The sequence below is a fragment of the Bartonella sp. AA2SXKL genome (assembly GCF_042197205.1).
Taxonomy (GTDB): domain Bacteria; phylum Pseudomonadota; class Alphaproteobacteria; order Rhizobiales; family Rhizobiaceae; genus Bartonella.
This window is the reverse complement of sequence record NZ_JBHIRN010000300.1, coordinates 1-516: the sequence shown is the minus strand read 5'-3', so window position 1 is coordinate 516 and position 516 is coordinate 1. Positions and strand designations below refer to the sequence as shown.

The following is a 516-nucleotide window of genomic DNA, read 5'->3' as shown; positions in this document are numbered from 1 at the left end:
TCAAAATACATCACAATATTTTGGTGGTGGTGCAGATGTATCTAATGGTAAAGCACCAACTTACACAATTCAGGGTAATTCTCATAATGATGTTGGTTCTGCTTTTAATGCTGTTGATACTTCTATCACGAATATCCAAAATCAGATTACGAATGCGACAAAAAATAGCCTCGTTAAGCAGGAAGGAGATGCAGGTACTATTACCATTGGTGTGACAACAGGGGGTACAGAAATTAATGTTGCAAACAAATCTGGTGAAGCTCGTACAATTTCTGGTGTGAAGGCAGCTGTGAATGGTAATGAAGCTGTTAACAAAGCTCAGCTTGATAAAAGTATAGAGAAGATTTCTAATGATATTAATCTTACAAGTGCTGCTGCAGTTCTCTATGATAAAGAAAACGATACCGTTAATTATAATAGCATAACTTTGGGTGGTGATAAGACTACAGCACCCGTTTCCCTCCATAATGTTAAAGATGGGAAAATTGCTGAAGATTCGCATGATGCGATCAATGG

The 516-nt window shown here is 37.4% G+C and carries 1 pseudogene; it reads left to right on the top strand.

The window, feature by feature from the left end:
• A pseudogene (locus ACFINS_RS11350) lies at positions 1-516 on the top strand (hypothetical protein); the annotation flags it as partial.